This window comes from Rossellomorea aquimaris (assembly GCF_001877785.1).
In the GTDB taxonomy this organism is placed as follows: Bacteria; Bacillota; Bacilli; order Bacillales; family Bacillaceae_B; genus Rossellomorea; species Rossellomorea aquimaris_A.
Genome location: NZ_MINN01000106.1, coordinates 264,818 through 287,473 on the forward strand (window position 1 = coordinate 264,818; position 22,656 = coordinate 287,473).

The 22,656-nt window shown below is 47.8% G+C and carries 22 protein-coding genes and 2 other annotated features; of the genes, 17 read left to right on the forward strand and 5 right to left on the reverse strand.

Translation table 11 applies throughout. The annotated features are described in order from the left end of the window. The first annotated feature begins 21 nt into the window (after positions 1-21). The 4 genes from BHE18_RS16160 to BHE18_RS16175 all read left to right on the forward strand — a co-directional run bounded on the left by BHE18_RS16160 (position 22) and on the right by BHE18_RS16175 (position 4,341). Positions 22-1,341, forward strand: coding sequence for an FAD-dependent oxidoreductase (locus BHE18_RS16160; RefSeq protein WP_071619546.1), 1,320 nt, complete (start codon positions 22-24; stop codon positions 1,339-1,341). Beyond that, entirely contained in the window at positions 1,338-2,327 is a 990-nt protein-coding gene (locus BHE18_RS16165; protein ID WP_071619547.1) for a class I SAM-dependent methyltransferase, read from the forward strand. Before BHE18_RS16160 ends, BHE18_RS16165 begins: the two co-directional genes overlap by 4 nt. A gap of 105 nt (positions 2,328-2,432) precedes the next feature. Then, positions 2,433-3,746 carry a lysine N(6)-hydroxylase/L-ornithine N(5)-oxygenase family protein gene (locus BHE18_RS16170; protein ID WP_235860350.1) on the forward strand — a complete coding sequence of 438 codons (1,314 nt, stop codon included), beginning with the start codon at positions 2,433-2,435 and terminating at the stop codon, positions 3,744-3,746. Positions 3,747-3,825: 79 nt separating this feature from the next. Then, positions 3,826-4,341 (forward strand): type 1 glutamine amidotransferase domain-containing protein, encoded by a 516-nt coding sequence (locus tag BHE18_RS16175; protein ID WP_071619548.1) that lies wholly within the window; start codon positions 3,826-3,828, stop codon positions 4,339-4,341. A 927-nt stretch (positions 4,342-5,268) separates the two neighbouring features. Here the strand turns inward: BHE18_RS16175 and BHE18_RS16180 are convergent. After that, positions 5,269-5,490 (reverse strand): DUF1128 domain-containing protein, encoded by a 222-nt coding sequence (locus BHE18_RS16180; protein WP_071619549.1) that lies wholly within the window; start codon positions 5,488-5,490, stop codon positions 5,269-5,271. A 284-nt stretch (positions 5,491-5,774) separates the two neighbouring features. Here BHE18_RS16180 and BHE18_RS16185 point away from each other — a divergent pair, with 284 nt between their 5' ends. The 4 genes from BHE18_RS16185 (at position 5,775) to BHE18_RS16200 (ending at position 9,641) form a co-directional block, all read left to right on the forward strand. Beyond that, positions 5,775-6,191: a YtxH domain-containing protein gene (locus tag BHE18_RS16185; RefSeq protein WP_071619550.1), complete on the forward strand. Its 417-nt coding sequence runs from the start codon at positions 5,775-5,777 to the stop codon at positions 6,189-6,191. 37 nt (positions 6,192-6,228) lie between these two features. Continuing rightward, the gene (locus BHE18_RS16190; protein ID WP_071619551.1) at positions 6,229-7,071 is read left to right on the forward strand and encodes a YihY/virulence factor BrkB family protein; all 843 of its coding nucleotides are present in this window, start codon (positions 6,229-6,231) and stop codon (positions 7,069-7,071) included. 112 nt (positions 7,072-7,183) lie between these two features. Continuing rightward, positions 7,184-8,950 carry a sensor histidine kinase gene (locus BHE18_RS16195; protein ID WP_071619552.1) on the forward strand — a complete coding sequence of 589 codons (1,767 nt, stop codon included), beginning with the start codon at positions 7,184-7,186 and terminating at the stop codon, positions 8,948-8,950. Next, positions 8,928-9,641 carry a LytR/AlgR family response regulator transcription factor gene (locus BHE18_RS16200; protein WP_235860351.1) on the forward strand — a complete coding sequence of 238 codons (714 nt, stop codon included), beginning with the start codon at positions 8,928-8,930 and terminating at the stop codon, positions 9,639-9,641. The genes BHE18_RS16195 and BHE18_RS16200 overlap by 23 nt, the downstream gene beginning before the upstream one ends. 45 nt (positions 9,642-9,686) lie before the next feature. On the opposite strand, the gene BHE18_RS16205 is transcribed toward BHE18_RS16200, so the two are convergent. Continuing rightward, entirely contained in the window at positions 9,687-10,583 is an 897-nt protein-coding gene (locus BHE18_RS16205) for a glycerophosphodiester phosphodiesterase (protein ID WP_071619554.1), read from the reverse strand. A 300-nt stretch (positions 10,584-10,883) separates the two neighbouring features. On the opposite strand from BHE18_RS16205, the gene BHE18_RS16210 reads away from it, so the two are divergent. The 9 genes from BHE18_RS16210 (at position 10,884) to BHE18_RS16250 (ending at position 20,161) form a co-directional block, all read left to right on the forward strand. After that, entirely contained in the window at positions 10,884-12,332 is a 1,449-nt protein-coding gene (locus tag BHE18_RS16210; RefSeq protein WP_071619555.1) for a carbon starvation CstA family protein, read from the forward strand. 858 nt (positions 12,333-13,190) lie between these two features. After that, the gene (locus BHE18_RS23305; RefSeq protein WP_171910729.1) at positions 13,191-13,364 is read left to right on the forward strand and encodes a hypothetical protein; all 174 of its coding nucleotides are present in this window, start codon (positions 13,191-13,193) and stop codon (positions 13,362-13,364) included. 355 nt (positions 13,365-13,719) lie between these two features. Further along, a complete protein-coding gene (locus BHE18_RS16220) occupies positions 13,720-14,274 on the forward strand; it encodes a sigma-70 family RNA polymerase sigma factor (RefSeq protein WP_141771902.1) in 555 nt (184 codons plus the stop codon). Beyond that, positions 14,267-14,893: a hypothetical protein gene (locus tag BHE18_RS16225; RefSeq protein WP_071619558.1), complete on the forward strand. Its 627-nt coding sequence runs from the start codon at positions 14,267-14,269 to the stop codon at positions 14,891-14,893. The genes BHE18_RS16220 and BHE18_RS16225 overlap by 8 nt, the downstream gene beginning before the upstream one ends. A gap of 47 nt (positions 14,894-14,940) precedes the next feature. Next, positions 14,941-15,188 (forward strand) — a binding site (T-box leader). Between the two features lie 88 nt (positions 15,189-15,276). After that, positions 15,277-16,494, forward strand: coding sequence for an MFS transporter (locus BHE18_RS16230; RefSeq protein ID WP_071619559.1), 1,218 nt, complete (start codon positions 15,277-15,279; stop codon positions 16,492-16,494). A 49-nt stretch (positions 16,495-16,543) separates the two neighbouring features. Further along, positions 16,544-16,735: a binding site (T-box leader), on the forward strand. A gap of 44 nt (positions 16,736-16,779) precedes the next feature. Continuing rightward, a complete protein-coding gene (gene proS / locus BHE18_RS16235; RefSeq protein WP_071619560.1) occupies positions 16,780-18,210 on the forward strand; it encodes a proline--tRNA ligase in 1,431 nt (476 codons plus the stop codon). Positions 18,211-18,722: 512 nt separating this feature from the next. Then, complete coding sequence (locus BHE18_RS16240) at positions 18,723-18,905, forward strand: hypothetical protein (protein WP_071619561.1); 183 nt, start codon at positions 18,723-18,725, stop codon at positions 18,903-18,905. Positions 18,906-19,035: 130 nt separating this feature from the next. After that, positions 19,036-19,527, forward strand: coding sequence for a hypothetical protein (locus tag BHE18_RS16245; protein WP_141771903.1), 492 nt, complete (start codon positions 19,036-19,038; stop codon positions 19,525-19,527). Positions 19,528-19,597: 70 nt separating this feature from the next. Beyond that, positions 19,598-20,161 (forward strand): GNAT family N-acetyltransferase, encoded by a 564-nt coding sequence (locus BHE18_RS16250; RefSeq protein WP_071619563.1) that lies wholly within the window; start codon positions 19,598-19,600, stop codon positions 20,159-20,161. 30 nt (positions 20,162-20,191) lie between these two features. Here the strand turns inward: BHE18_RS16250 and BHE18_RS16255 are convergent, their stop codons facing one another. From BHE18_RS16255 to BHE18_RS16265, 3 genes are all read right to left on the reverse strand, one after another. Continuing rightward, a complete protein-coding gene (locus tag BHE18_RS16255; protein WP_171910730.1) occupies positions 20,192-20,704 on the reverse strand; it encodes a DinB family protein in 513 nt (170 codons plus the stop codon). Between the two features lie 79 nt (positions 20,705-20,783). Beyond that, positions 20,784-22,376, reverse strand: coding sequence for an FMN-binding glutamate synthase family protein (locus tag BHE18_RS16260; protein WP_071619564.1), 1,593 nt, complete (start codon positions 22,374-22,376; stop codon positions 20,784-20,786). Positions 22,377-22,387: 11 nt separating this feature from the next. After that, a complete protein-coding gene (locus BHE18_RS16265) occupies positions 22,388-22,654 on the reverse strand; it encodes a hypothetical protein (RefSeq protein ID WP_071619565.1) in 267 nt (88 codons plus the stop codon). Positions 22,655-22,656: the final 2 nt, after the last annotated feature.

Below are 22,656 nucleotides of genomic sequence, written 5' to 3' on the forward strand. Positions count from 1 at the left end.
ATAGGTAAGAGGTGAAACGATATGCGGACAAGCGTTTTTATCAGCGGAGGGGGAATCGGCGGACTGACCCTGGGCTTGAAGGCAGCCCGATGCGGGATCGATGTGACGGTTGCAGAAAGGCTTCCTGGACCAAGTCCCATTTATAAAGGGGAGCTGCTACAGCCGAAAAGTCTGGAAATACTCGATTCCCTTGAAGTGATCGAGTCCATTTTCAATCATGGACATAAAATTTCGGATCTTGAGATGACCGAGCTTAAAAATCTGAAAGCTGTACCGGAACATTCCTTGATGAGCTACTCGATACTGCCGAGCCGTTATCCTTTTTCCTTGATGATCCATCATGAAACCCTCAAAGAAATCCTCTTGGATAAGGCGAAGGAATATCCTTCTTTTCACTACCATCCCCACACCGTATGCAAAAAAATACAGGATCATATAGTGACGCTCGAGGACAGGAAAGAAAATCAGAACTATGAGATAGAGTGTGATTTCATTGTCGGGGCGGAAGGAAGGAGCTCCGTCACCCGTGATTATATGGGGATTTCAGTAAAGGAAAAGAATTATAACCACCATTTCCTGACTGTCACGTTCCCGAGGCCCGAATCGATGGTGAAAGGGAAAATCATCTCGACTTATCAGTCTTTCCTGGGATTATTCCCGCTCTCTGACAACGAAGTAAGATCGGTTTATCTGATTCCAGCGGGCGAGTATAAATCTCTCAGGAAAAAGCCGATTTCTGAGTTTCACAAGCTTTATAAAAAGATGTGTCCCGAACTGGAGGGATACGTCGAGCAAATAAAAGAGTGGAAGCAGATCCAGCTGATGGTGCCGCTGAAATATCATAGCGATACCTATGTGAAGGATCACCTGGCGATCATCGGGGATGCAGCGCATACTGTGCACCCGATGGCAGGTGAAGGAATGAACATGGCGATCCAGGACGGCGATGTTCTCGGTGAATTGCTATGCGATATGCACAAGGATGGGAAGTTTGAGCCTGCCAATCTTGAGTGGTATCCGAAGGTGCGGAAGAAGAGGGTTTCCCATCAGATGCATCTGAGCCACTTGTCGGCGCTCGCCTACTCTTATCCTTACAGGCCGATCGGCTGGCTGCGCAAAAACAGCCTGCAGCGAATGGAGAAGGATACGGTGTCCCACTACAAACAAATGCTCAATATTTCAGGGCTTGGTTTGTGGAGGGAAACCCTGTACGACCGGATGATACAAGGCGGACTCCTTCCGATCAGAACGGACAAGATCTCCTGCGATAAAGAGCAGGGCTGCACCATTTTCACACAAAATCAAGATTATCCTTGGAAAGAAACGGAGGCATTACGATGATTGCAGAAATGGCAAAAGTTTGGCGGGCAAGGACCTGGATGAAGAAGAATGTCCCGTTTCTATACAGCTGGCATGCCTACGTGGGGTATGAAATGGAGCTGTTCGAAAGCTTCAAGAAGCCCGCTTCGATTCAGGAAGTGGCTTTAGCAAAGAATGTGGAAATGGATCTGCTTGAACAGTGGGTGGAAGTCGGAATCACACTGAAGCATCTGAAACGCCACTCAAAAGGCAGGGTTAAGGTGAAAAACGGCTGGAAGCTGCCTTCTTCCAAAAAAGAAACGTTTTCCTCAGGAGTTTTGCTGAAGGAAATGATGGAGCTCCATATCCCGGCCCTTCTTTCCTACCCAAGTCTTTTGAGGAATCAGACGAGGCAGCATTTCAACTCGGATCTGCATGGTTCGACCGTTGCCAAGACATCCATCCTGTTGGAACGATTCGCTTTTCCAAAGCTTCAAAAAGTGATGAAGAAGTCCAAGGTAAATTCAGTGCTGGATCTGGGATGCGGGGAAGGCGGATATATCCGCAGGCTCGCAGACCGCTACCCTAAGAAAAAAATGGTCGGCATCGAAATCCACGAAGGGGTGGCAAGGGAGGCGGAGGATCAGCTGCAAAGTTATGAGAACGTAGACATCGAGTGCTGTGATTTACATGAATATGAGCCGCAGCAAGCATTCGATATGGTCATGGCAAACAATCTATTTCACTATATAGATCCGTCCGAAAGGCTGCAGTTTTTTGAAAAAGCCTCGGACTGGCTGGAGAAAAAAGGGCTGTTCTTCGTCCTGACGCCGATGCAGAAATCAAAGCACGGCCAACAATTCTCAAGTGCGTTCAACAGCTTTTTCATGACGTTCCAGAACCTGCACCCGATCCCTTCTCAAAAGGAGATGGAGACACTCGCAAAAAAGACAGGCTTCAAAGTGGTTTCTGTAGAACCGATCGTAAAGGAAGGCGGATGGTATGCGCTCTGCTTTAAAAAGAAATAGAAAATGATGGAGGACTTCCTTACTGCAGGGAAGTCCTTCTAAAATAGTTTTTCTTTACTTAGGAAAACATATAGAGAACATGTCCGAGGACAGGAGGTAAGTGCGTTGGAAAGAGATGAGATATTGGACTGTATCGGCATAGGTATCGGCCCATATAATTTAAGCCTGGCGGCATTGATGGATGAAAAGACGGATTTGAAGGTGAAATTTTTTGACAAGACTCCTGAATTTCAGTGGTACCCAGGCATGCTGATCGACCTGACCGATCTTCAGGTGCCGTTCATAGCCGACCTGGTCACGTTTGCGAATCCGCAGAGCAGGTACAGCTATCTGAATTATTTACATACCCATAACCGGCTGTATAAGTTTTTCTTTTTTCATAAGTTTGAAATGCCGAGGCAGGAATACAATGATTATGCACGCTGGGTCGTAAAGCAGCTTCCGCACTGTCAATTTCACAGCGAGGTCATCGGTGTGAAGGATACTGGTGATTATTTTGAAGTCGAAGTCAGGAACGGGCTGACTGATGAATGCGAAGTGTACAAGGCGAAGCATGTGGTGATGGGGACCGGGAGCAAACCGCTCATCCTGGACGGGATGGAGGGGCTGCCCCCTGAGGATGTCCACCATACAAGCAGCTACCTGTTTCATAAGGAATCCACTTTGGAAAGCTCGTCAATCACGATCATCGGCTCCGGACAGAGTGCCGCGGAAGTGTTTCATGATTTGTTAAAAGAACAGCGCGATCATCCGTACAAGCTGACCTGGATGACGAGGTCGGAGGGGATTTTGCAGCTCGAGTCATCAAAGCTCGGCCAGGAGTTCTTCGCCCCTGATTATGTGGATTATTTCCACGGACTGTCCTTTGAAAAAAGGCTTGAGGCATTGAAGACACTGGATCAGCTCAGGAACGGGATCGATATGGATACGCTGAATAATATTTATAATATCCTTTACCACCATTCCGTCAGCGAGGATGCCCCGGACATTGTGATCCAGCCGTTGACCGAGGTTAACAAGGTCCGGCAGGAAGAGGAAGGTTATGTCCTGGATTGCAGGCAGTGGCAGGAAGAGCGGGAGTTTTCGTATGTGTCCGGCAAAGTCATCCTGGCAACAGGCTATGTCCCGAATATCCCGTCCTGGTTCGACGATGCTTTCGGTGACGAAATCGTGTGGGAGGATGACAAGAGGTTCAAGGTGTCCCGTGATTATAAACTGGTATTCAAGAACGGGGCGGAGCGGAGTCATCATTTTTACACGCTGACGAATCTTGAACATTCCCACGGTGCCGGTGCCACCAATCTTGGACTCTCAGTAGACCGGAATATCGCCATCATCAATGACATTACCGGGAAGGAAGTATACAAGGTACAGCGAAATACAATTTTCTCCCAATTTTCAATGGGTGATTCCGAATAATACGTTTTATTTTCGAGTGAACGGGTACATTTATTATGTGAGCAAATAAACAAACTACCAATTAGGAGTGTTTCATTTTATGGCTAAAGTTGCATGCTTAATTACAGATATGTTTGAAGACGTGGAATTTACGGACCCGGAAAAAGCATTGAAAGAAGCAGGTCACGAAGTCATTACAATCGAAAAGGAAAAAGGCAAATCCGTAAATGGAAAGCAGGGAGACGCGACGGTTTCCATCGATGAAAGCATCGATAATGTTAAACCTGAAGACTTTGACGCACTCTTGCTGCCCGGTGGATTCTCACCAGACCAGCTCCGCGCGGATGACCGTTTCGTGAAGTTCACGAAGCACTTCATGGATGAAAAGAAACCGGTCTTTGCCATCTGCCACGGACCGCAGCTCCTTATCACCGCGAAGGCGCTTGAAGGCAGACACGCAACAGGCTTCAAGTCCATCAAAGTCGACATGGAGTATGCAGGTGTCACATACGAAGATAAAGAAGTCGTCGTATGCGGAAACCAGCTTGTCACAAGCAGGACACCGGATGATATTCCGGCGTTTAACCGTGAGTCGCTGGCTTTGCTGTCTAAATAATATTGATATTGGTAAAAGGGACATCCTTGATGGGGTGTCCCTTTTTGTGTGATGTTTTTGGGGAGGTGCTGTTTCTAAGGAGTGGTGTTCATACTGGGAGGGAGTGTGAAAAGTGGTTGGTTTTGGTTTTCGAACCATTTTTGTTACTTTTAATTTTTTTTAGGATGTGCAAGTCATTTTGGCGCAATTTTAAGGTATGAAAGGATTAAGTCCATACAAATGTGTAAAAAGAAAAGGAGTCATTTTATTCCTTCTTGGCAACACTGTTTTCAACGACGATAAACAATGAAGAGAGGGAATAAAGATGACTCATTTACAGTTTAACCTAAATTTGGATCTTTTAAAAGAAACCGTGATCAATTCATATATGGAGACCGTGGTCAAGTCGGCCATCGTGCCGATTTAGGGTAGTTTTAATTTCAATTTTATGATTTCTTGAGCGGTTTAAGAGGATTTTCTATGTTTTTAGGGGCGGGGACTCGTATTTGAGTACTGTCATGTTTCAACTTAGAGAAATATGATCCATTCTGAGGATTTATGATCCAAATTTGAAATATATGATCCATTCGACAAAAAATACGTTCCGTTTTACGAATTTATGATCTTTTGAGAATCATTCTAAAGAACGGCCTGTATTCCTAGCTAGGCACGATCACCAGCTTAAACCGATTTCCCAGGCATCCAAGTCGCAGCCGTTCACACCGGATTCCCAGGCAGGCACGACCCTCTGAATTCCCTGCTGACATGGCGCATCCGTTTAAGCCCAACTTCCTAATAACCACAACGCAGCGCACAGTAAAGCCCTCCGCGCAAATCCCCGCCAAGTCCCCCGCAGTCTGGCCCCGTACTAAATACAACATGCAAAAAAGCCCGTCCTGGACATTGCGTCAATACTTAATCGCAAGTCCAGGACGGGCTTTCACAGAATTATTTCCTCAACGCACCAAGTTCTTCAATGATCGCTGTCATTTCGCTCGGGCTGAAGCGGTCTTTCTTTTCGACCATCAGGTAGAGGTAGCGAAGGTCTTCGTACATTTCCTGGTTGAAGTGTTCAGGCTTGATGGCGCCTGCGTTTACAACGTTGAGTTTATCCTTGATGGCGGTGACCATGTATTCAATGTTTTCTGCAGTGTTTTGTGATAAGTCCATAACTGTTCGTCCTTTCTATCGTACCTTTTATTAGTATTCATCTTTCCATGATTCCGGTGCTCTGTCAACATTGCTTTAATGATGTGAGTGTAGAAAGAAGGATTTTTTTACCTGAATGTTTTACACTATTAGGAATTGGGGAATTAGTAGTTAAGCATGCAAGGTTGGGGAAAACTATAGCGGAAAACCGGACTTTGAAGGAACTCTGACCTTATTTAGAGAAAACAATAGTAAATGGCTGCGGCTGCAGCCGACATGAAAATAGAATATAGGAGGATCATGAAATGGGAAATAGCAAGTTTTTTAAAGGAGTCATGCTGGGAGCCGCCGCAGGAGGACTGCTGTCGCTTCTGGATAAAACGACACGCAGGGAGATGGGCACAACGCTGAAAAACAGCGGGTCGGCCATTTCCAGATATTCGAAGAATCCGAAGATGCTGGCGGATACTTCGAAAGATATTTATGAAAAGATGAAGACGACTGCCGATCAGGTGAGCAGGGATATTCAGTTCATTTCAGAAAAAGTGAATGAAATCAAAGAGATGACCCCTCAAGTGAAAGAGATGATCGAGGAGACGAAAGAAACATTCGAAGATTCTACGGAAGCTTACAAAGAGACGTTCTCTGATCATCCTTCGAATGAATTCAACGCGGGTGAAGAAGGCAGTCAGCCTGTTGCTTCATCTTTCAAAGGCTACTGAGGAGGAACACCGGAGGATTACTGAAAGAGGTGAGAGGATGTCTGTGGGAACGACCCGCAAAGGTTGGAAGAAAGATTCAAAAACATTATTTAAACAAATAAGTGCCAATGATATAGCAGGGCTGGCGGCGCAGATTGCCTATTACTTCTTGCTGTCACTATTTCCGCTGCTGATTTTTGTTTTTACGCTGCTGCCGTATCTGCCGGTGGATCAGGCGGATATCCTGGGTGTGATAAGGGATTTTGCGCCGGGTGAGACAATGTCGATGATTGAGGAGAATTTGAGCGATGTCATGAACAATAAGAATACGGGCTTGCTCTCGATTTCCATCATCGCGACAATTTGGTCAGCGTCCAACGGGATGAACGCAATCGTGAAAAGTTTGAATCGGGCCTATGATGTCGAGGAAACGAGATCTTTCATTGTTACACGTTTGATGTCGATTGTCCTGACACTCGGGATGGTCGTTGTGTTTGTGGTTGCACTCCTGCTTCCGGTCTTCGGTAAGCAGATCGGATTGTTTTTATTTTCCCAGTTCGGCTTTTCCGATCAATTCCTGACGATTTGGAACGGCATTCGCTGGGCAATATCGCCGCTTATCCTGTTCATTGTGTTTGTCGGATTGTATTATTTCGCACCCAGTAAGAGGATCAAATGCTTGAGCGCCATCCCGGGCGCAATCTTCGCTGCAGTCGGCTGGGTGCTCGTTTCGCTGGCATTCTCCTTTTATGTCAGCAATTTCGGCAACTACTCAGCCACTTACGGGAGTATCGGGGGGATCATCGTCTTGATGATCTGGTTCTATCTGACAGGGATCATCATCATGATCGGCGGGGAAATCAACGCCCTTGCCACAGAGAAAGACGATACACCGTGCTGATAAATATAATTCAATTAGGGGAAGATTCTATTAAACAAACGTTTGATGGGTCTTTCCTTTTTTGTGTGCACCTGCAACGGTCAAGTATAATGGAGTAAAAGGGGTGGGAGAGATGCTGATAGCAGCCATGATCGAACGGCTTGGGATCATCGTGACGATTGCCTTTGTTATGACAAGGCTCGGCTTCTTCCGAAAGCTGATCGAACAAAGGAGCCATGTGAAGAAGTCCCAAACCGTCTTGATCATCTTATTGTTTGGTTTCTTTGGAATCATCGGTTCTTATACAGGATTGATTGTGAATGCAGAAGCAGATGAATATGCAAAATGGCATATGACGCTTCAGGAGAATGAAGCCATTGCAAATTCAAGGGTCATCGGGATTGTGGCAGCCGGTTTGCTCGGCGGGCCCTGGATTGGTCTTGGTGCAGGAATGGTCGCCGGGGTCCACCGCTACTTTCTTGGAGGGTTCACCGCCTTCGCCTGCGGGATTTCCACCGTCCTTGCAGGAGTGCTGGCTGGATACATAGGAAAGCGTGAGAAAAAGAATCGTCTGGTGTCCCCTCTAAAAGCATTCGTGGTCGGATTTTTGGCAGAAGCGATGCAGATGGCCATCATTCTTCTTTTTGCAAAACCATATGGGGCAGCCTCCGAACTTGTATCGGATATAGGATGGCCGATGATCATTGCCAACGGGATCGGTACAGGGATTTTCCTTCTGATCATAAAGAGTGTTGTGTATGAAGAGGAACGTATGGGGGCGGTGCAGTCACAGAAGGCACTCCGCCTCGCCGATAAAACGGTTAAGTATATGCGGAAGGGATTGAATGAATCTTCAGCGTACGCCACCTGCCGGATTCTGATGAAAGAAGTCGATGCCATTGCCGTCTCGATCACGGACCGCACCCATATCCTCGCCCACGTCGGGGTCGCTTCCGATCATCATCAGAAGCACAAACCGATTCAAACAGAAGCAACGAAGCGGGTGATTGAAACCGGGGAATTGTTGAAGGTCGGTAAAAAGGAAATCCATTGCGACCGGGATGACTGTCCGCTCGGCGCTGCCGTCATGGCCCCTCTTTTAAAAGGGGACGAGATTGTGGGGGCGTTGAAATTCTACTTCCACTCGGAAAAAGTGATCTCACCGATCATGATGGAGCTCACAAAGGGAATCGCGACGCTGCTCAGCAATCAGCTTGAGCTGGCGGAGATCGATACGCATAAAGAACTGGCCAAGGAATCAGAGGTCAAGGCACTGCAGGCGCAGATCAGTCCTCATTTCCTGTTCAATGCGATCAATGTCATCGTATCCCTGATCAGGATCAATCCCGATAAAGCACGGACGCTGCTGATTTCCCTCTCACAGTTCATCAGGCAGAACCTGAGCGGTAGTACGAAATCCACCTCCACTTTGAAAGAGGAATGTCAGCATGTGAAAGCGTATCTTGCGATTGAAGAAGCGAGATTCTACGACCGCCTGCAGGTCAAATACGACCTGGATGAAGATGCCATGCAGGCTGTCGTTCCATCGATCACCCTGCAGCCGCTGGTCGAAAATGCGATCAAACACGGGATGAAGAATCAGGCAGAAGGGTTTATTTTAAACATATCGATCACCAGAGAGAACGGCAATGTTGTTAAGGTGAAAGTGGAGGACAACGGGGATGGGATCGAGCAGTCCCGACTTGAGACCCTGCTGCTTCAACCGGTGGAATCCGAAACAGGCACCGGCCTTGCCTTGTACAATGTCAATAAACGACTGGAAATGATGAACGGAGAAGAGTCTGGACTCATAATCCGGTCCGTTAAAGGAGAAGGAACCGCCGCTCAGTTCACAATCAAAGGAGGGAATGCAGCAGATGAAAGTCGCAATCATCGATGACGAACCATACAGCCGTGAAGAAATGAAACATCTGTTGAATGCATATGAATGGGTCGAAGTAATAGGGGAAGCAAGCTCGGCTGAAAAAGCGATGGAGCTGCTGCTGACGGATGACCCGCAAGTTTTGTTCCTTGATATTGAAATGCCGGGCATGAGCGGAGTCGAGCTTGCAGAGGCACTGCGGAAAATGAAGAAAAGACCTCAGATCGTCTTTGCGACCGCCTATCCAGATTACGCCCTGAAAGCATTTGAGGTTGAAGCGGTCGACTACCTTCTCAAGCCTTTTGATGATGAGCAGCTCGCGAGGACAATGGAAAGGCTGAAAAAGACCGTCGCAGCTGGTGAGAGGGAATCCAGGAGTCACGGGAAGCTCGCTGTCCAGGATGAAGACAAGATCATCTTCATCGAGCCGGACGCCATCCTCTATATTTTTCGCGAAGAGCGTGAAACGTATATTTGCACGGGGAAAAAACGGTATACGTGCCGGCTTCCGATCAAGGAACTCGAGGCAAAGCTTGCCACCTATCCATTTTTCCGTGTCCACAAAAGCTACCTCGTCCAGCTGCCATTTGTCGAGGAACTCATTCCCTGGGGGAACGGTGTCTACCAGCTGAAGGTGAGCGGGGCGAAGGAGAAAATCCCAGTGAGCAGGAATTATGTGAAGGAACTGCGGGAGAGGCTGGAGCTATGATAATAGAAAAAGATGCGAAGCGGGGTGCTTCGCATCTTTTTTGAATTAATTCAGCTTCAATTCTTTCATTGTTTCTTCCAATACGTCCGGATAATTCGTGAACATCCCGGTCACTCCCCATTCAAGCAGCTGTCTCATGTCCTCTTTGTTATTGACTGTGTATGGGTGGATCAAGAGGTCATGTTCACGGACTTTCTGTACATAGTCCTGGTTGATTTTTGTGTAGCTCATCCCGAGGCCTTCTGCGTACTCGGAATAATAATCAAGCTCCTCATCCGTAATCGTGGCTGTCCCTTTGTAATCAAGCAGCTGAACAAGCGGGATTTCATCATTCAGATTGTGGACCTTTTGAAGGCTCTCCTCACTGAATGACTGGATAATGACACGGCTTGACGGACCATTTTGTCTGGTCAGGTTATATTCATCCAGAATCTTCAACAGTTTTTCTTCCATGCCTGGATAAACGTCAGGTGATTTCGTTTCAATATAATAATTCTTATTTTTACCGAAGTGTTTGATCACTTCCTGAAGTGTCTGGACCTGCAGCCCGTTATATTCATCCTTCGCTTTTTCCGGATATGCCGCGTTGAACCATGAGCCGGCATCCAATGACTTGATTTCTTCAAGAGTGTGATCTTTGACTTTGCCGGTGCCGTTTGTGGTGCGGTCGAGTGTCTCATCATGCATGGCGATGAGCTCTCCGTCTTTCGTCATCTGAAGATCGAGCTCTATGTAGTCTCCGCCCATTTGGTCACCAAGCTCGTATGAAGGCAGTGTGTGTTCAGGTGCATATCCTGAAGCCCCGCGGTGTGAAATGTTCAGGATCTGGTTGTCGTTCAACTGGGGATTATTGCCTGATTGGGCTGCTGCAGGGGTGACGGCAACTGCCCCGATACCGATTACAGCTGCTGATAAACAGATGTTTCTCATGAATTTATTCATATTCATTCTCCTCTCAAATAACGTTCTATTTAAGGGTAATGAACAAACATAAAGAGAGGATGAAAGAGTTGAAAAGCCTGTGTCAAGATTCCATTAAGGGAAGATTACAGGCAGGGAGAAGTAACCGGGTAAAATGATATGTCCGGGGCGGTTAAAGGCATAATTCCACGCTGCACGTCAGCCAGTCTGGAAAGCATGTCAGTCTGTTTTTTTGACACGTTGGACATGAATGTGACGATCCTGTGACATTGTTTGATATGATGTAAGCGTATTCATTTTGAACGAAAGGGGATCAGCATCATGGTCACATTTCTTGTTGCAATTGCATTATTAATCGTTGGTTATTTCACATATGGAAAATTCATCGAAAAAATCTTTGGTGTGAATGAGGCGCGGACGACACCTGCTTACGCAAAAGCGGACGGCGTCGATTATGTACCGATGAACACGAAGAAAAACTCGATGATCCAGCTGTTGAACATCGCGGGCGTCGGGCCGATCTTCGGACCGATCATGGGAGCTTTATACGGACCGGTCGCATTTTTATGGATCGTCCTCGGGGCTATTTTTGCCGGAGCGGTCCATGACTATTTGACCGGTATGATTTCAATCCGCAACGGCGGCGCTCATCTGCCTGCCCTTGCCGGGAAGTTTTTAGGAAAAACAATGAAGCACGTCGTAAATGGGTTCTCGATTCTACTTCTGGTGCTTGTAGGTACGGTATTCGTAACAGCACCTGCAGCGCTGATTGCCGATTTGACTCCTGCATGGATTTCATTGGGAGTAATCATTGCCGCAATTTTTGTATATTATATTTTGGCGACATTACTTCCGGTCGATAAGATCATCGGCCGCGTGTATCCGCTATTTGGGGCACTGCTATTGATCAGTGCAGTGGGTGTCGGCGCCGGGCTCGTGATCACAGGTGCTGATATTCCGGAGATGTCATTGACGAACATGCATCCTGATTCTGCAGCGATCTTCCCGCTGTTGTTCCTGACAATTTCATGCGGGGCACTGTCAGGTTTCCATGCAACACAATCACCGATCATCTCAAGAACGACTCAAAATGAAAAGAACGGTCGCAAGATTTTCTACGGAATGATGATCCTTGAAGCCATCATCGCGATGATCTGGGCAGCTGCCGCGATGAGCTTATTCGGCCCGGGTGAACTGAGCGCGATCCTTGCTGAAGGCGGACCGGCAGCCATTGTCAGCGAAGTGTCCATGCTTATGCTTGGTTCCATCGGCGGAACACTTGCCATCCTTGGTGTCATCGTCCTTCCGATTACATCAGGCGACACTTCTTTCAGAAGCGCCCGTATGATCATTGCTGATTACATCAACGTGAAGCAGGTGAAAATGTCAAGCCGCCTCTGGATTGCAGTTCCACTATTCGTAATCTCAGTAGCGCTTACACAAATCGATTTTAACTTACTATGGAGATACTTCTCCTGGGCAAATCAATCAACAGCCATGATTGCACTATGGGTCGGCGCCATGTACCTTGCACTTCAGAAAAAACCTCACTGGGTGGCAAGTGTACCGGCCGTATTCATGACGATGGTCACGTTCACGTATATCCTGAACGCACCGATCGGGTTCGGGTTATCGATGGGAACTGCATATGCAGGAGCGACGGCTGGTACGATCGCTGTTATCATCGCCTTTGCTTGGAGCCTGAGAAAACAATTGAACGCAGGCGGTGTGATCCAGGTTGATGAGGATGTTCCTCAGCCAGCCGCGTAAAGATTGTCTTAGTTCTGGAGCTTGCTTAGACCGGCTGCAGCCTGAACGTGGTTGACGGTGCCGGATGGGAAGAAGGTTCCTCATCCGGGGGCCATGACATTTTTCTGTTATCCTTTATGAGTTTTCCGGTTATTACCGGGAAGCTCTTTTCTTTTTTTGCACAAAATAAGAATGGTTCATAAAACCATTGTTTTGTTAAGCTGCCGGTTCTGATTCTGGCTGCAGGGTTGTATGCCACAGCGGGACGCGGGGACAGGTCCCTTGTCCCGGCACGGACCGGATGCAGATTTTACGACTTGTTTTTAAATCCAATGAAACAGGAGTGATTCAGCATGACAAAGAAAACGAAAAAAGACGGCGGAACAAAGCAGAATAAAAACCACAAGCCTAAGCAGAAGACATCTGGTTCTGCAAATGGGCAGAATGGCTATCACTAGGGTTTGTTAAGAGGCCAATCTCTTTGGGGGTTGGTCTTTTTTTGGGTTGGCGGGCTTTAGGTGAGCGGGTATGATGATGCCTTCCTGGGCTGCCGTTTATGTTATGGGAAATGGCGTGTGGCGGGGGATTGACGTAAAGATTTTTCGACAAGTTGCTTGAAAATCGATGAAAGTGGTTCATAAAATTGAAAGGTGGCACGTAAATTTGGAAAGTGGCTTGTATTTTCTGAAAGTGGATCGGAAAATGTGAAAAGTGGCTTGAAAAGAGGTTGGCATCCAAAATTTTTACTAGAACGGACACGCCGGAGGGCAGGAGGACGCTGTTTTTAACCGGAAGCATTCAAAAAACAAGCTGTTTTCCCCGAAAAGATGTATTATAATGGAGAAATAGAAGGTTTTCATCTCAAAAGGGGGTTTCAAGATGACGGAAAAGAAAAAGGTCAGCCTGCAGGAAGCGATGAAGCAGCAGCTGGCGAAGAAGAAAGAAGCCCAGTCAGGCGGCAAGCAGTCGAAGAACGGTCTGGCTTCGAATCAGCGTATGCAGAGTCAGCAAACGAAGAAGCCGAGTAATACCCGCCGTAAGATGGGAAGTTAATAGAACGAAGAAGAGCGCTTAGATTTTGTAGGGGGCTCTTTTTTTATTGAATTTTTTAGGGGCGGCAGCAGAATTTTCCTTGTCGTACCGCTACGAACCCACTAACTCAGGATTCGAATCAAATTTTTAGTGACTAATCCCGTTTTATGCGCAAAACTATTAATATATGCTGACAAATTCAAATATATGCTGAAAAATTTCATTTTATGAAAAAAATTTTGTTCACGCTTAATTTACCATTTTATGGACCTTAAACCAAGTACTCTCCTCCCAACTTCTTCAGATTGTCAAAACCTCTTTTTGAAAAAATCAAACCAACTACTTTCCAGAATCGTCAAAGGTGTAGAGAACTGGGGTGGATCTATTGGATGCGGACGAATTGCCGAGTGAAAAACTAATCAGGGACGGACTGCTTGAAGAGGCCATGGACCGGTATGGCCGGGCGGTTTTATATATGGCGTACTCGTATGTCAAGGACCATGTGCTTGCGGAGGATATTGCGCAGGAAGTATTCGTGAAGTTTTACAGTAAAATGGATTCATTCAGAGGTGAGTCGAGTTTGAAGACATTTCTGATGCGGATCACGATCAATCAATGCAAGGATCATCTTAAGCGCTGGGATACGAGGAAGATCCTTTTTACAAATAAGCTGAGTGAGGTCCTTCAGGAACGCGGAAATCCTGAATCGAAGACAATCCATGGAGAAGAACAGAGTGAGCTGCATTCCAAGCTCCTCAAACTGCCGGTCAAGTATCGGGAGGTATTATTTTTGCATTATTATCAGGAATTAAAGGTGAAAGAGATAGCCGGGGTTCTGGAGCTTAACCCGGGTACGGTCAAGACGAGGCTGAAAACGGGCAGGGACAGGCTGTATCGATTGTACGGAGAACGGGGGCGGCATGATGGATAGGGAACTAGAGCGGAAGATCAAGAGGATGACCGATGAGGGGCTGAAGGATCTGGATTTCAATTCCGAGCTGAAGGGGAAAGTCCGCCAAAAATTAAAGCGGGATAAGCCGTACCGGAGGCGGTGGTATGCTCCCGTGATCAGTTTGCTGATTGTGGTGTTGCTGCTGTTTGTTTTTGCGGTGGTGAAGGGGGAGAAGCTCGGCTTCATCGGAAATGAATGGCTGAGCGGTTTTTTCGAGAACAGTTCGAACTTTGATATTGAAATCAACGCTTCCCACGGTCCATCGGTCAGTACGTTTGACGGGACTATTACCCGGGAAGATGTCGTAAAACCAATTTCTTTTACAAAAGATGAGAGGGATAGGATTTTTGCCAAAATCGAAAGCATCGATTTTGAAGGGGGATTGGACCTTCCTGACGGGGAAGGCTGCAATTACCAGCCGTATGGTGGATATGACGTGAAGGTGAGGATAAATAAAGATAACTATGAGTACCAATCTTCCGGCTGCCACACAACGGCCGACAGCCGCGCGCTGGATGAGCTGTGGGAATTGATGTTCGAGATGATCAAACAGAAACCCGGGTATGAGGAAATGGTGGAGCCGTATTATATGATTTAAAAATAGGTTTACTTCCTCCTCATCAGATGATAATATAGTAAAAATTAACAAATGCGATGACGAGAAGAGTAGCCGTCAGAATCCTTCGCCAGAGAGCCCCGGGAGCTGAAAAGGGGCAGGGAGGCTGTCGGTGAACCAAGACTCTGAGCTGCACATCGGAACCCATGCGGGGATGGTGTGACGGGAGCTCCTGTTATAGAGCTAGGGTATGGGCCGCATGGCGGTACCCGAAAAGGCCGGTGTGGAGACATATCGGCGAACTGGGGTGGCACCGCGATCAAATCTCGCCCCCAAGACTGAAGAGGTCTTGGGGGTGGGATTTTTTTATTGTCGTCCTTCTGGAGACGAGGGATGTTTGATTAAATCGCGGGGAGGAATGGTTAATGGGTTGGAAGAATCCGTTGTTGCTGTTGCTGAGTATCGGATTGTCTAATATCGGGGCATGGATTTTCTTGATCGCTCTGAATTTAATCGTGCTGGATGAATCGGGTTCGGCACTGGCGGTAGGTATATTGTATGTTTTGAATCCACTTGCCGCATTGTTTACGAATGCGTGGGCGGGGAGTGTGGTCGACCGGTTGAATAAGCGGATGTTGATGGTGATTTTGGATGTAACAATGGCGGTCCTGGTGGCAATGCTGCCGTTCATTTCTTCACTGCCGCTTATGTACGCGGTAGTGTTTGTGGTCAATATGGGGAGTTCGGTTTTTTATCCGGCATCGATGACGTATATGACGAAGCTGATCCCGAAGAATAAAAGGCAGAGGTTCAATGCCTTCAGGAGTCTGGTGGGTTCTGGTGCATTCATTGTCGGGCCTGCGATTGCAGGGTTGCTTTTCATTGTGGGGACACCCGAGACGGCCATCTTTTTAAATGGAGCGGCGTTGTTACTCTCCGGGGTGGCGACCCTTTTTCTGCCGGATGTTGAAGGGGGAGCAGCCGAGGGGGCGAAGAAGTTGTCGCTGGACATGATAAAAGAGGATTTGCGGATGGTCATGCGTTTCAGCCTGAACCGCATATATGTGATGGTGGTGTACTTTTTATTCAGCTGCATGCTCGTTCTGACTGCAGCGGTGGATTCGCTGGAAGCTGCTTTTTCAAAAGAAGTGCTCAGCCTTTCGAACAGCACGTATGGATATCTGGTGAGTATTGCTGGAGCGGGATATCTCATTGGCGCAATGGTGAATACCGTAATTGCAGACAAGGTCCGGGATGTGAAGCTGATTGCTTTCGGTTCGGTCATGGTATCCGCAGGTTATATGGTTTATTCGGTCTCGGACGGATTTATGGCTGCTGCCATCGGGTTTTCGGTGCTGTCCTTTTCTCTTGCTTTTGCTCAAACCGGGTTTGACACATTCATTCAGGAGCGGATCCCTGTCGAAGTGATGGGACGGGTGAGCAGTGTGTACGGCTGGGTCGAAGGGTTTCTGGTTATCGCTGCAACCATCCTGATCGGTGCGGGTGCTCATGTTTTGTCCATCCGTAACGTCGTGGCAGGCGGTTGCCTTGTCATGGTCGCCGTAACCGTTTTACTCTGTATCCATTCGTTGAGACGGGCGGGGGAGAAGCAGGCTGAAAGAGCCGAGGTCGAAACCGGCTGAAAATTAAATTGACACTACATGGAAATCTCTATATAATCAGTTCAAATACTTGAAATCTTCGATGAGGATCAGTAAAGTGACCCTGTCTTTTCAGAGAGGGGGCCGATTGGTGCGAGGCTCCCATTGACATTCATTTGAACCTGCCTCTGAGTCTGAATATTCAGCGGTTCATACCGTTATCATGCGAGAGAGTGAAGCTTTGCTTTGAATCAGGGTGGTACCGCCAGTAATGGTCCCTGATGATGAGCGGGGCTTTTTTAATTTTATAAAAAAGAGGTGTCCAGTATGGCAAAAGAATTTGTAAAAGACGTCACCGCAATGGACGAGGATTTCGCCCAGTGGTATACAGATGTCGTGAAGAAGGCGGAGCTGGTCGATTATTCGAGCGTCCGAGGTTCGATGATCATCAGGCCTTACGGCTATGCAATCTGGGAAAATATAAAGAGTGCGCTCGATGCGAAAATCAAGGAGACGGGGCATGAAAATGTGTATATGCCGCTGTTCATTCCGGAAAGTCTCCTCCAGCGGGAAAAGGATCACATTGAAGGATTCGCACCGGAAGTGGCATGGGTTACCCACGGAGGAGAAGAAGAGCTGACCGAGAGATTATGTGTCCGCCCGACATCCGAAGTGCTGTTCGGCGAGCATTATAAAAACATCATCCACTCCTACCGCGATCTGCCGAAGCTTTATAATCAGTGGGCAAATGTCGTGCGCTGGGAAAAAACGACGCGGCCGTTCCTGAGGACACTTGAGTTCCTGTGGCAGGAAGGTCATACATGCCATGAGACGGATGAAGACGCCCACGCAGAAACGGTAAGGATGCTCGAAGTGTATGCGGAGCTTTGCGAAGAGCTGCTGGCAATCCCGGTGGTGAAGGGTCAGAAGACGGAAAAAGAAAAATTTGCCGGCGCGAAGTATACGTATACGATCGAGAGCCTGATGCACGACGGAAAAGCGCTGCAATCCGGGACATCCCATCACCTTGGTGACGGATTTGCAAAAGCGTTCGGCATTCAGTTCACCGACCGCGAAGGGAAGCTCCAGCATGTGCAGCAGACATCGTGGGGACTGACAACGCGCATCATCGGGGCGATGATCATGGTGCACGGCGATGACCGCGGACTCGTCGTACCGCCGCGCATGGCACCGACTCAGCTGATGATCGTGCCGATCGCGCAGCATAAAGAAGGCGTGCTTGATTTTGCCTATGATATGAAGAAGAAGCTGTCAGCCGTGGCGCGTGTCGGGATCGATGCGAGCGACAAGAAGCCGGGCTGGAAGTTCAATGAGTACGAAATGAAGGGGATTCCGCTTCGTCTTGAGGCCGGGCCTCGTGATATTGAAAACGGACAGGTGATCCTTGCCCGCCGCGATACCGGTGAGAAAGTGACGGTTCCAGTGGATGAGCTGCAAACGAAAGTCCCAGAACTTCTCGAAGAAATCCAGAAGAACCTTTTTGAAAAAGCAAAGGAGCATCGTGAGGAAATGACGAGCATCGCTGCAGGGTTTGAAGACTTCAAGAAGGTTGTATCGGAAAAAGGCGGCTTCGTAAAAGCAATGTGGTGCGGAGAGCTTGCCTGTGAAGATAAAATCAAGGAAGAAACCGGAGCGACTTCACGCTGTATGCCGTTTGATCAGGAAAAAGTGGGAGATACCTGCGTGTGCTGTGGGAAGCCGGCTGAGAAGATGGTGTATTGGGCAAAGGCTTATTAAGAACTTGAGGTATGAGGTGTGTGTACCAGGTACGGGGGGGGGGGTGTTTGTACCAGGTACAATGATGCAGTGATGTACCAAGTACAGATTGATAATTTTGTACCTGGTACAATCTAGAGGAAATGTACCAGGTACAGGGGATGAGATTTGTACCTGGTACATTTTTTTGCAGGTGGTTGTGCCAGGCACAATCGAGTCGGTTTGTGCCAGGCACAGCTGCCTGGGTTTGTTCCAGGCACCAAAACCCCAATTCGAGCCAGGCTCATAAGGCCGGAATCGAGCCAGGCTCAGGTCACCCCGATTTGAGCCAGGCACCTCAACCGCAGCCCCGGTATCCCGCCAACAGGCACCAATCGGACCAAGGTACCTGTCCCCCTGACTCAGCCAAACCCTGTCCCCAACCGGCACCGCAGCCCCGCCCAAGTCCTGTCTAATTCTTCTGGCCCTTCTTTTTAAACCCTCGTCTATTTGGTGACCCTGCCTAATATAAATAGGTAAGGAGGGGATTAGGAGTGTTTATGGAACTTATTGTGATTCTTATTATTTCATTCGTGGTGATCAGTCTGTGGATGATTAATGTGAAGCTGGGCCGCATTGCCAATCATTTTGATAATGGTGACGACCATTCCCTTTCGGATGAGGAAATAGAGAAGGAGCTTGAGGAAGAGTGGGAAAAGTGGGATCAGCAAAAATGATTGAAGCGAAGCGTTTCTCTTGAAGGGGCGCTTCTTTTTTTGCGGGAAAAATTAGAGGATGAGGAATAAGCACAACATGGGAATCTGTATCGTAGGCTGATAGGAGAGGATAACGGCGAGGTGAAACTCAGTGAATAAGATGGTGAGGTGGATCATCGGAGGTGCCGCGTTTTTCCTGGCATGTCTGGTGCTCTATTTAAAATTGAATCCTCCGCTTGCGAGTGATGGCTATGGGTGGAGCAGTGAACAGCCCGGACTCGTGACGGTGGAGCTGCAGAACGAAGGCTTTCACGGGGTTAAGTTGAAAAAGGTATTGGTCAATGAAGGCGGCCGTCCTTGCAAAGTGGATTTGGGTGTGAGCCGTTCCAGTGCGCTGATTGGCATTTTTGCAATAAAAGAAGAAATTGAGGGAATCAGTTTTCACCCTATAGATGAGTATGAGATCGAACCGAAGTTGAGCCGTGAAGAGGTCATCGAGCTGGAAGAACTGGATAACAGAAGTACGATTCGTCATTACGGTGTGGCGGTCGATCATTGCAAAAAAGTCGACTCCGTTACGGTGAAGTATATGTATTTCGGTTTTCCTTATAAAAAAGAAATCAAGATTGAAAGAATGAAGTAGGTGCACCTCATAAACTGGTATAATAAGAGAAAAATATTTTCCGGGTCCGCCCTGAAAGCGAGGTGACTCCGTGGATAACAGGAGTTTAAGTGTAGAAACGGCCAGGCTGATTGTCAGGCCGTTCATGAAGAGTGACTATCATAATTGGCTGCATGAAAATATGAACAAGCTGCCTTCGCAGCATAAATATGACATCGGTTTGCAGGATATGAGCGAGTGTACGGAATTCTGGTTCCACAATATGATTGATCAGCAGAATGTCATGATGAATAGCGATGAGGTGTATATATTCGGAGTCTTTCTTAAGCAAACGGGTGCTTATATAGGGAGCGTTGATTTCTCGACGCTGATGAGGCTGAATTTTCATTGGGGCCGGGTCGGATATACGCTGAATAATACACATTGGCGGCGCGGATACGGGAAAGAAGCCGTCCGGGGTGCGCTGAAGATCGCCTTTGAAAAACTAAATTATCACCGGGTGGAAGCTCATATCAATCTTGATAATACGCCTTCGATCAAGCTTGCAGAAGGAATCGGTATGAAGTATGAGTGCACGCGGAAAGGCTTTATTAATGAAAATGGGAAGTGGACGGATAATCATGTGTTTTATATGAATGCAGAGGATTATTACTAAATCCATTGTGAAAAAGAAACGCCGGGATCCTTAGATTCCGGCGTTTCTTTTTGAAAGGGCCCGGTCAACTTCCCGTTTATGGTGAAGGTCGTGTTCAGCCAGCCCTTCGAGATATTCGATCAAGGTTATTTCTTTATTACCTGGTTTGAGTGTCTGTTCCCAGGACTCAGGAGGAATCCCTTCAAGACTTTCAATCAATTGCTCTCTGGAAAGGATAAATCGTTCAATTACAACTGATTGTTCGCTTGTGCGTGCCTTTGAAGCAGATTCATCATTTAACATCTGTGGATAGGGCGCATGCGGCAGCGGTTCTTTCGTTCCAAGGAAAGGAAGGCGCTTATTCACCACAAACTCATCCCATGGCTCAAAATGACCGACTATTTCGGCGATGCTCCACTTGCCTTCTTCAACTGGACGGTGCCATTCTTCCTTAGGAAGAGAGTTCAGCGAATGTGCCCATCGGATGAATTCTTGATGATGAAAAAGAATGTTTTCTCTTGGATCCTTCACACCCATCACTTCTTTCAAATAGTATGTATTCAATATTTTATCATAGTTGTAGATTGTCAATGGTATATAAAAGCCCGCCCCTGGTCATACCTTCGAGGGACGGGCAAGATTTTTATGCCTTCTGCAAAACATGATCCTCAACCGGTTTCATCGGATGCAGCCGGCCGTCTTTATCGCGGAAGACGATGTGCTCGCGATTGAGTTTTACAGGTGTATCGACGCCTGCCGCTGCTGCAAGATTGTACAGTCCTTCGCGAAGGGAAAGCATATAGTTGCAGACACGGAATGCTTTTTCTTCGACGATCAGGGCCTTTTGAAGTTTGTCGTCGGTCGTTGCGACGCCGACCGGGCAGTTGTTGGTGTGGCATACCTGTGCCTGGATGCAGCCGACGGAGAACATCAGGCCCCTCGCAATGTTGACGAAATCGGCACCGAGGGCGAGAGCGAATGCGATTTTATCAGGGGTCAGAAGTTTTCCGGAAGCGAATATCTTCAACTTGTCGCGGACGCCGAATTTAAGGAGCGTATCATGGACATAAGGCAGGGCCGATTTGATCGGCACACCCGTTGAAGCCGCCAACTCCTGATAGGAAGCCCCGGTTCCGCCTTCTCCGCCGTCCACCGTGATGAAATCCGGGTGTTTTCCGGAAGAAGCCATATAGGAAGCGAGTTTTTCAAAATCATCCGTGTTCCCTATAACGATTTTGATCCCGACCGGCTTTCCGCCTATCTCGCGCATTTTCTCGATGAAATCAAGCATTTCTTCATTGTTCCCGAATTCCTTGAAGCGGTTGGGACTGTCGATCGATTTATACGGTTCCACGTTGCGGATGTTGGCGATCTCCGGTGTCACCTTGGCCCCGTCGACATGGCCGCCGCGTGTTTTGGCTCCCTGTGCGAGCTTCAGTTCGAATGCCTTCACTTCATCCAGATCGCTCTTTTTCTTGAATTCTTCCCATGAGAACTCTCCGTCCTTGGTGCGGACACCGAACAGGCCCGGTCCGATTTGGCAGATGATATCGACACCGCCTTTTAAGTGATGCTTCGATAACCCGCCTTCACCGGTGTTCATCCATGTCCCTTTGGCAAGGGCGAGACCGGTCGACAGGGCGGTGATGGCTTTTTCCCCGAGCGATCCGTAGCTCATGGCCGACTGTCCGACGAGGCTCCTGACTTTGAAAGGGTGCCTGCACGTGTCTTTCCCTATGACCGGGGAATCTTCTTCCCGGAGGAGGAAGGGGGAGACCTCTTTTTCCTCGCGGTGTTCTTTGCGCCTGAACAGGTTGTCCTTGTCGATTTTATACATCATCGACGTGATTTTTTGGCTGTTGTCGACGCGCAGTTCATCACGCTGTACGGGAAATAATGTATTCCGGATATAATAGCCTTCCTTTTCAAAATCGCGTTCAGAACCGAAACCGAGCATGCGGGATTTGTACTTTCCTGACAGCACGGTCTGCTGGTATTCATTCCGGGAAAACGGCTTCCCTTCATTGTCATTCGAGAAGAGATACTGCCGCATTTCCGGACCGATTTTCTCTAAAATATACCTCATCTTTCCGAGGATCGGAAAATTACGAAGGACGGCATGTTCTTCCTGCTTTTCATCTTTGAACATAAGATACAGGATCATCACGGCCGGAACCAGGATGACCAGTCCAATAAGTGTTAGTAAAATGCCTAATACGATTGAGATTCCATCCATTTGATTTCCTCCTATTCTAATAAAACCAGATATAAAACCGCAAGTCCCCCGACGAGGAGGCCGCTTGATAACGAGAGCCATTTCCATTTGTTCAGCGGGGGCCCCGCCTTCATCAGTGCTGACAGCTGAACCGCGATGGAGACGGCGGCAAGAGCGAGAATCGAGACCAGGGCAGCTGCCGGTGATAACTGCTTCCTCCCGAATTCGATCAGAAGATACCCTGCGACGGCAGTGCCGATGACGATCACGTATAGCAAGACGAGCGTCGATTTTTTCATGG